We start from the raw sequence: 7,365 nt of genomic DNA, 5'->3' as shown, positions 1-7,365 counted from the left end.
AGGAGGCGCATATTACGCCTCTCACTTCGAAAGTCAAGCGATTGTTTTCGCTTTTCTTTCGGCGCCCACTTCGCTAGGAAGCTGGCTCATCAGTTCGGCGTGTTACGCCGTGCTGGTAGGGGCGCATTATAGGGAGCGACGCTGCGATGACAAGACTTTTTTTGAAGAAAATCACGAAAATTTCAAATTATTCAATTAGAAACAGCTTATTCAGTGTATATATACAATGTTATCCACAATCCGGTTATTTCACTCCCATTTTAGCGTCATTTATGTCGCCTTCAGTGACCTTGGGAATGCCATACTGGAGCCGATAACCTCTCCCGAGTGCTCCATGGTAGCGCCAATCAGGAAAGCTGGTTACCATGGAGGTGAATATAGTGTTGCACCTTTTTTGCTTTCATTTACAAAAGGTCTTTTAAGATGAATTTATCCAAGTTTCCCGTATATATGCAGGCCGCAATCCTTGCTCTGGTATTGGCAGTGGTTGGCTACCTGGTTGCCCAGGCCCTGCAGTTCTCTTTGAAAGCGGAAGTGATTTTTGCAGCAGGTCTGGCCATCGGCGGTTTCGTGGTACCGCTGTTCCTGAAGCGAACCCCGGCTAATGTCGCCGAGTCGATCGCCAATCAGGAGACTTGCACCTTATATGTAGGCAACCTGCCCTATCGCGCCAATGAGATTGCAGTGCGCGAATTGTTTGCCGAACAGGGCCAGGTCATTTCCGTGCGGTTGATGAAGGACAAGGCAACCGGCAAGCGCAGAGGTTTCGGTTTCGTGGAGATGCCCGCCGCCGATGCCGCCAAGGCGATTGCCGCTTTGAATGACAAAGAGTATCAGCAGCGCACCCTCAAGGTGCGTGAAGCGAATGACAAACGTGATAAAGAGGAAAGAGAAGGTAGCGAAACTGACGCCTAACCGCTCGTCAGTACTTCACCTCTTCCAGTGATGACAGCCCCCATGCTTGCAAGGGGGCTGTCAGTTTTTGGGCCTCCCCATCCAGCCGGGTACAGTAAGCCCTGGCAATCACCTCTTCTATATGTACAGGCTGCACGGTGGCATGCCCGCCATTATTCAGCAACCAGGCCACCCGTTTGGCAACAGCACTGCCCGAGTCAATAAGCTGGCATTGCGGCATCAGTTGCCCAATCTCTTCATTGAGTAACGGGAAATGAGTGCAACCAAGCACCAGCGTATCCGGCTTCTCTTCCCCTTCCAGCCAGTCGGCCAATACCTCGCGCAGCAGCGCCATATTGACCGGCAAGCCCGCCAGCTTGTGTTCGGCTTCTATGACCAGCTCGGTGGTGCCCTTGAGCAGCACCCGCTTGCCGGGAGCAAACTGGGCGATCAGTTCGTGGGTATAGTCGCGGCTCACAGTGCCTGGCGTAGCCAGCAGACCGATACAACCATTGCGAGTCTGTGCAGCGGCAGGCTTGATGGCTGGCACCACCCCCACCACAGGAATATCCAGTGCCTCACGCAGAGCCGGCAGCGCTATGGTGCTGGCCGTGTTGCAGGCAATCACCACCAGATCGATCTGATGACGGGCCACCATGGTGGTCACCAAGCGGGAACAGGCAGCAATCAGGACGGGCTCACTCAATTCACCATAGGGGAAGTTGGCGTTGTCGAAGCAGTAGAAATAGTTGTGTACCGGCAGAACGCGACGGATCTCGCGGTAGATGGTCAGGCCACCCATACCGGAGTCAAACACGAGAATATTGGCCACTTGAGCTCCCCTTTGGTGCAAGGCGGCGATCATACTCCCGCCTGCCGCCAATAGAAAAGGCCCTGCCAATGGCAGGGCCCCTGATTTTTCCGCTTGGCCTGCTCCGGCTTAGAGTGAGTAATCCATTGTCACGTAATAAGCACGCTCATCGGCAGGGTAACCCACTGACGTCTGATAGTGCTTGTCCAACAGGTTGTTGATCTTGCCCGATACCTTGAGCGCTGGCGTTACCTTGTAACCAACAACCAGATTCCACACGCTGTAGCCACCCAGCTTGGTGGTGTTGGCTACGTCGTCATAGCGCTCTCCCTGATAGATCCAGCTCAACGAGCCGTCAAACTGTTGCCACTGCGCCTGCGTAATCCACTTGGTTCCTGTGCGGGAGACCCGCTGCAACTGCTTGTCAGTCACCTTGTCTTTGGGATCCTTGTACTCGGCAGAAACCCTATGGCTCAACCAGCCGGTGTCGAACTCCCCTTCCAGTTCGACCCCTTCAATGCGCGCCTTGCCAACATTCTGTGGTGTCCACATCCCCTGACTGTTGGGTGCCCACTGGATCATCTGTTCGAAGTCGTTGCGATAACCGGTGGCCCGCCACTCGACACCCGCAGTTTGACCATCCAGCATCAGCTCGCTGCTCTTCGACTCTTCCGGCTTCAGGCTGGGATTGCCTGGCATGGATTTACTTGGGTAGTAGAGATCATTAAATGTGGGGACACGGAAACCGGTGCCGTAACGGGCACTCAGGCGGTAATCCTCAGCAAAACGCCAGCCAGCACCGGTCTGCCAGGTGTTGTGGCGGCCATACTGTTCGTTGTCATCGCTACGCCCGCTCAGCTCACCCTGCCATGTCTGATTGTCAAACTGGGCCAAGGCATAGACCCCGGTATTGTCCCGCTCCTTGGCCCCTGCCGGATAGGGAGAGCCAGAAGAGCGCGAGCGATCGTCCAGCATATCGCGCTGCCAGTCAGCCCCGCCGCCGAGCGTCCACAGCTCGTTCAGCTTGAGGCTGTTGACCCAGTTCAGGCTGTATTGACGGGTATAGCCACGATCATTGGCCTGATCGCGGCCACTGTTGTCCTGATAGTCGTAGGCATCCTGTCTGGAGAAGGCGCCACGCAGCTCGCTCAGATAGCGATCATCGTGATAGCGCGACCCCAGCTGATAGCTCTGGTTTTCAGTCCAGGTCTCGTTGCGCTGATGGGTGGCAGGGCCCCAGGCTGAGGCAGTGGACGAGCGATCGTACTGGGCAATGTTGCGGAACCAGCGGGTCGTACCGAACAGATCCCAGTTGCTGCCGAGCGCCTGCTGATAATCGAGCATGGCGTTATAGCCACGGTGACCATGCTGGTCACCATCGTTGATGCCGGGCAAGGGGTGTACGTTGTAACCCTCTTCATCATCAAAACCGCCAGCTACCTTGAGCTGACCCGCCTCGCCCACCTGGCTGGCGCTACTGAAAGCAGCCTGTCGCTGTTGATGGGAACCGGCACCGATATTGAACTTGTGCTGATTGGTCCCCTTGTCGGGTCGGGTAATGATGTTGATCACCCCGCCGATGGCATCAGAACCATAAATGGTGGCGCGTGGGCCACGAATGTATTCAATGCGCTCCACCTGATTGAGCGGCAGGTTGTTCAGTTCGGTCATCCCGGCGGTCAAAGAGGCACTGCGTACCCCGTCCACCAGCACCAGTGTCTGGGAAGAGGTGCCCCCACGTACCCGCAACGAGCTCATCTGGCCGCGGCCGCCATTGCTGACCACTTCCACGCCGGGCAGGGTCTTGACCACATCGGTCACGGTCTGGGCTTGCAGGCGATCGATCTCGTCCCGGGTCACCACATTGACCGGAGCAAGCACGCTGGAAGCAGGTTGGGCGACGCGGGTAGCGGTCACCACCATGGTGGGATTGACGGGAATGGTCAGCTGCTGGGCAAACGCCGCCGTCGGCAACAGGGCAGCCGCCAGAAATTTCTTCGACATGAGAGATCCTTAAGTTCGCGTAAGTATCTACTTCGTGGCCGGTTTCTCTCGGCCCGAAATACGAACTCTGGCAGGTCTTCGGGCTCGGGGGCTGATAGCCTACGGCGACGGCTTCCCGCCTGATGGCAGTGCCCTGATGTCGCTTCGTTCCCCCTTACCGCTGCGCGCCAGCTCCGGATTTTCACCGGATTCCCTATTAAGCATGATGCGCCAAAGCGGGAGGATTATAGGCAGAGCCAAGCTGGATGTATAGCCATCCAGATTTCTATTTATTGCCCACCAACGCCGCCAGCCGCTGTTGGGCCCCCTCCATCACCGCCTGTACCCCGGGATGGGAGAGATGGCGCCCTGCCGAGACCAGATAATAAGAGAGAGTAACGTCGGTGAGGGTCGCAATCCGCTCCACTCCGTAGAGGCGGCCAATCTCGTCGGCCATCGCCAGCGGCGCCGGGAAGATCCCCATCCCCGCCTTGCCGAACGACTTCATCAGGGTGGAGTCATCAAACTGCCCCACCAGATGGGGATGAATGCCCTGCTGGCGATACCACTCCAGCAGCCGATCGTGGGTGGCAGACTTCTCTCCGGGGATCAGCAGCGGCAACCCCTCCAGCGAGGCGGGAAAGCCGTCCCGCGCCCGAGCCGCCAGCTCCGGGCTGGCAAACAGCGCCAGCGGGCTGCGCCCCAGCTCGTGGTTATAGCCGCGCACGCCGCTGTCGGGAGGGAGCGGGCGATCGATCAGCACCATATCCAGCTTGTGACGGGCCAGCTCGCTGAACAGCTGCTCGGCCCGCTCCTCGTGACACACCAGCCGCAGCGGCGTCGCCAGCGCCATGGCGGGAGCCAGCAGCTCGAACGCCAGGGTGCGAGGTACCGAATCGGCGATCCCCACCTGCATGGTCAGCTCCTGACTGGCGTGGCGCAGGGTGTGCTCCAGCTCGGCGCCGAGCGAGAAAATGGCCCCCGCCTGCTCCTGCGCCTGCCGACCCGCAGCGGTCAGCACCAGACGCCGCCCCACCCGGTTGAACAGCGCCACCCCGAGGGACTGCTCCAGCTCGGCCACCTGACCGCTGATGGTCTGCGGCGTGAGATGCAGCTGTTCGGCGGCCTGCGTCACGCTGCCGCAGCGCGCCACATGCCAGAAGTAGTAGAGCTGTTTGTAGTTGAGCATGCCGTTCCCTATCAGTTTTTACCGAACAACCATCAGCGAGAATCTGATTTTATCGAAACATTGCGGGCTCTAGCATGCAACCATTATCTGAACTGCCCTGCGAACCATCATGCTGGACGTCGTTGTTCTCTTCTTTCTGTTTGGTCTGCTGGCCGGTCTGGTGCGCTCCGAGCTCAAACTGCCGCCCGCCCTCTACGACACTCTCTCCCTCTTTCTGCTGCTGGCCATCGGCCTCAAGGGCGGCGTCGGTCTGGCCCAGCAATCCCTGCAACCTCTGCTGCCGCAACTGGCGTTGGTGATCCTGCTGGGCGTGGTGCAAACCCTGCTCGGCTTTGCCGTGCTGCGCCTCAAGATGAACCGGGTCGATGCCGCCGCCACTGCCGCCCACTATGGTTCGGTCAGCGTCGCCACCTTTGCGGTCGGGGTGAACTGGCTCACCGAGCGAGGCATCAGCTTTGAATCCCAGCTCTCCATCTTCCTCGCGGTGATGGAGATCCCGGCCATTCTGGTGGGCATAGTGCTGGCCCGCGGCATCAGCAGCGAGACCCGCTGGCGCATGCTGGCCCACGAGACCTTCCTCGGCAAAGGGGTAACCCTGCTGCTGGGCGGCATGGCTATCGGCTATCTGGCCGGGCCGGACGGGATCGCTCCGCTCAAACCGCTGTTTGTCGACCTGTTCAAGGGGGCGCTGGCGCTGTTCCTGCTGGAGATGGGCCTCATCGTCGCCCGCCAGTGTCAGGATCTGCGCCGCCATGGCCTGTTCCTGCTCGGCTTCGCCCTGTTGATGCCGCTCGCCTCAGCGGGACTGGGATTGGCTGCTGGCCAGCTGATGGGCCTCTCTCTCGGCGGCCTGACCCTGCTGGCCACCCTGGCGGCCAGCGCCTCCTATATTGCCGTGCCGGCCACCATGCGCATCGCCCTGCCTCAGGCCAACCCGGGGCTATCCCTCAGCGCAGTGCTGGGGGTCACCTTCCCGTTCAACATCATGCTGGGGATCCCGCTCTACCACAGCTGGGCCCGCCAATTCACGGAGTAGCCACATGCAGACCGAGACCCGCACCCTGCTGACCGTCATCACCGAAGCCAATCTGGAGCCTACCCTGCTGCGCACCCTCACCCGCGAGGGGCTGCGCGGCTACACCATCACAGATGCCCGCGGCAGGGGGGATCATGGCGAGCGCAACGCCAGCTGGAGCGAGAGCGGCAACATCCGGCTGGAGGCGATCTGCAACCGGGAGCAGGCGGAGCGGCTGCTGGCCCACCTGCAGAGTCGCTACTACCCCGACTACGCCATGATCGCCTTTCTGCAACCGGTCGAAATCGTGCGACCCGAGAAATTCTGAGCCGGCTTGCCGGCTCTTTTTGCTCACCAAAAGCAAACGTTTAACAGCAAGGAACCAGAAAAGATGAACACCCTTCCCCTGATCGGCCTGGTAATGGGCTCCGACTCCGACTGGCCCGTGCTGCAGGCTGCCGCCCGCATCCTCAAGGAGCACGGCGTGCCCTACGAGGCGCAGGTAGTCTCGGCCCATCGCACCCCGGACCTGCTGTTCGAGTATGCCGCCACTGCCCGCGCGCGCGGTCTGCGCGCCATCATCGCTGGGGCCGGTGGCGCTGCCCATCTGCCGGGCATGGTCGCCGCCAAGACCACATTGCCGGTGCTGGGGGTGCCCATCCCCTCCCGCCATCTCAAGGGAATGGACTCCCTGCTCTCCATCGTGCAGATGCCCAAAGGGGTGCCGGTCGCCACCTTCGCCATCGGCGAGGCGGGGGCTGCCAACGCAGCCCTGTTTGCAGTCTCTCTGCTCTCCGTTGCACAAGACGGCGACGCCCCCCGCTACCGGCAGCAACTCGACGACTTCCGCACCCACGAGCGAGATCGGGTGCTGGCACTGCAACTGGAGGAGCCTACATGATCCTGCCACCCGCCACCCTCGGCATGCTGGGGGGCGGCCAGCTTGGCCGCTACTTCGTGATGGCCGCCCACCGCCTCGGCTACAAGGTGGTGGTGCTGGATCCCGACCCGGCCAGCATCGCCGGTGCCGCCGCCGATCACCATATTGTCGCCCCCTATGACGACACCACCGCTCTGCACGAGCTGGCCAACCGCTGCGCCGCCATCAGCTGTGAGTTCGAGAACGTGCCCGCCACCACCCTCGCGTTGCTGGAAAAGCATAAACCGGTGCGGCCAGCCGCCAGCGCGGTGTGCATCTGTCAGGATCGTCGCGAGGAGAAAGCTTTTCTGCGTGGGGCTGACATCCCGGTCGCCCCCCATCTGGTACTGCTGCCGGAAGAGCCCATCCCCGCACAGGCCAGCGAACTTTTGCCCGCCATCCTCAAGACGGCCCGCGAGGGGTACGACGGCAAGGGGCAGTGGCAAGTGAATAATCTGGATGAGCTGGCGAGCGCGCTGGCAGCCATTGCTGTGCCTTGCGTGCTGGAAAAACGGCTGGCGCTGGAGGGGGAGCTTGCTCTGACGCTGGCCCGC

The 7,365-nt window shown here is 60.6% G+C and carries 9 protein-coding genes and 1 riboswitch; of the genes, 6 read left to right on the top strand and 3 right to left on the bottom strand.

The genetic code is table 11. The features are described from left to right. Both DBR30_RS21420 and DBR30_RS20675 read left to right on the top strand, forming a co-directional pair. Positions 1-199: hypothetical protein (locus DBR30_RS21420; protein ID WP_219927589.1), on the top strand; the 199-nt coding region annotated here is incomplete at its 5' end. Positions 200-423: 224 nt separating this feature from the next. Beyond that, a complete protein-coding gene (locus DBR30_RS20675) occupies positions 424-915 on the top strand; it encodes an RNA recognition motif domain-containing protein (protein WP_005339200.1) in 492 nt (163 codons plus the stop codon). Positions 916-922: 7 nt separating this feature from the next. Here DBR30_RS20675 and murI read toward each other — a convergent pair whose 3' ends face one another. From murI to DBR30_RS20660, 3 genes are all read right to left on the bottom strand, one after another. Continuing rightward, entirely contained in the window at positions 923-1,726 is an 804-nt protein-coding gene (gene murI / locus DBR30_RS20670; protein WP_108542249.1) for a glutamate racemase, read from the bottom strand. 108 nt (positions 1,727-1,834) lie between these two features. After that, on the bottom strand, positions 1,835-3,709 hold the full coding sequence (locus DBR30_RS20665; protein WP_108542250.1) for a TonB-dependent receptor domain-containing protein: 1,875 nt from the start codon (positions 3,707-3,709) through the stop codon (positions 1,835-1,837). 52 nt (positions 3,710-3,761) lie between these two features. Then, positions 3,762-3,939: riboswitch (cobalamin riboswitch) on the bottom strand. A gap of 35 nt (positions 3,940-3,974) precedes the next feature. Then, the gene (locus tag DBR30_RS20660; protein ID WP_108542251.1) at positions 3,975-4,877 is read right to left on the bottom strand and encodes a LysR family transcriptional regulator; all 903 of its coding nucleotides are present in this window, start codon (positions 4,875-4,877) and stop codon (positions 3,975-3,977) included. Positions 4,878-4,986: 109 nt separating this feature from the next. On the opposite strand from DBR30_RS20660, the gene DBR30_RS20655 reads away from it, so the two are divergent. The 4 genes from DBR30_RS20655 to DBR30_RS20640 form a co-directional block, all read left to right on the top strand. Continuing rightward, the gene (locus DBR30_RS20655) at positions 4,987-5,913 is read left to right on the top strand and encodes a sodium-dependent bicarbonate transport family permease (protein ID WP_108588505.1); all 927 of its coding nucleotides are present in this window, start codon (positions 4,987-4,989) and stop codon (positions 5,911-5,913) included. Positions 5,914-5,917: 4 nt separating this feature from the next. Beyond that, positions 5,918-6,220, top strand: a complete 303-nt coding sequence (locus DBR30_RS20650; protein ID WP_108542252.1) for a P-II family nitrogen regulator — start codon at positions 5,918-5,920, stop codon at positions 6,218-6,220. Between the two features lie 63 nt (positions 6,221-6,283). Further along, entirely contained in the window at positions 6,284-6,793 is a 510-nt protein-coding gene (gene purE, locus DBR30_RS20645; RefSeq protein ID WP_108542253.1) for a 5-(carboxyamino)imidazole ribonucleotide mutase, read from the top strand. Then, positions 6,790-7,365: ATP-grasp domain-containing protein (locus DBR30_RS20640; RefSeq protein ID WP_146181396.1), on the top strand; the 576-nt coding region annotated here is incomplete at its 3' end. The genes purE and DBR30_RS20640, both read left to right, overlap by 4 nt.

The organism is Aeromonas sp. HMWF017 (assembly GCF_003061465.1).
GTDB lineage: Bacteria > Pseudomonadota > Gammaproteobacteria > Enterobacterales > Aeromonadaceae > Aeromonas > Aeromonas veronii.
This window is presented reverse-complemented; position numbering and strand designations above follow the sequence as displayed.

What these genes read in the sequence shown, in the direction of transcription:
- DBR30_RS20675 (WP_005339200.1), top strand. Translation starts at nt 424, where the DNA reads ATGAATTTATCCAAGTTTCCCGTATATATGCAGGCCGCAATCCTTGCT.
- DBR30_RS20665 (WP_108542250.1), bottom strand. Translation starts at nt 3,709, where the DNA reads ATGTCGAAGAAATTTCTGGCGGCTGCCCTGTTGCCGACGGCGGCGTTT.
- DBR30_RS20660 (WP_108542251.1), bottom strand. Translation starts at nt 4,877, where the DNA reads ATGCTCAACTACAAACAGCTCTACTACTTCTGGCATGTGGCGCGCTGC.
- DBR30_RS20655 (WP_108588505.1), top strand. Translation starts at nt 4,987, where the DNA reads ATGCTGGACGTCGTTGTTCTCTTCTTTCTGTTTGGTCTGCTGGCCGGT.
- DBR30_RS20650 (WP_108542252.1), top strand. Translation starts at nt 5,918, where the DNA reads ATGCAGACCGAGACCCGCACCCTGCTGACCGTCATCACCGAAGCCAAT.
- purE (WP_108542253.1), top strand. Translation starts at nt 6,284, where the DNA reads ATGAACACCCTTCCCCTGATCGGCCTGGTAATGGGCTCCGACTCCGAC.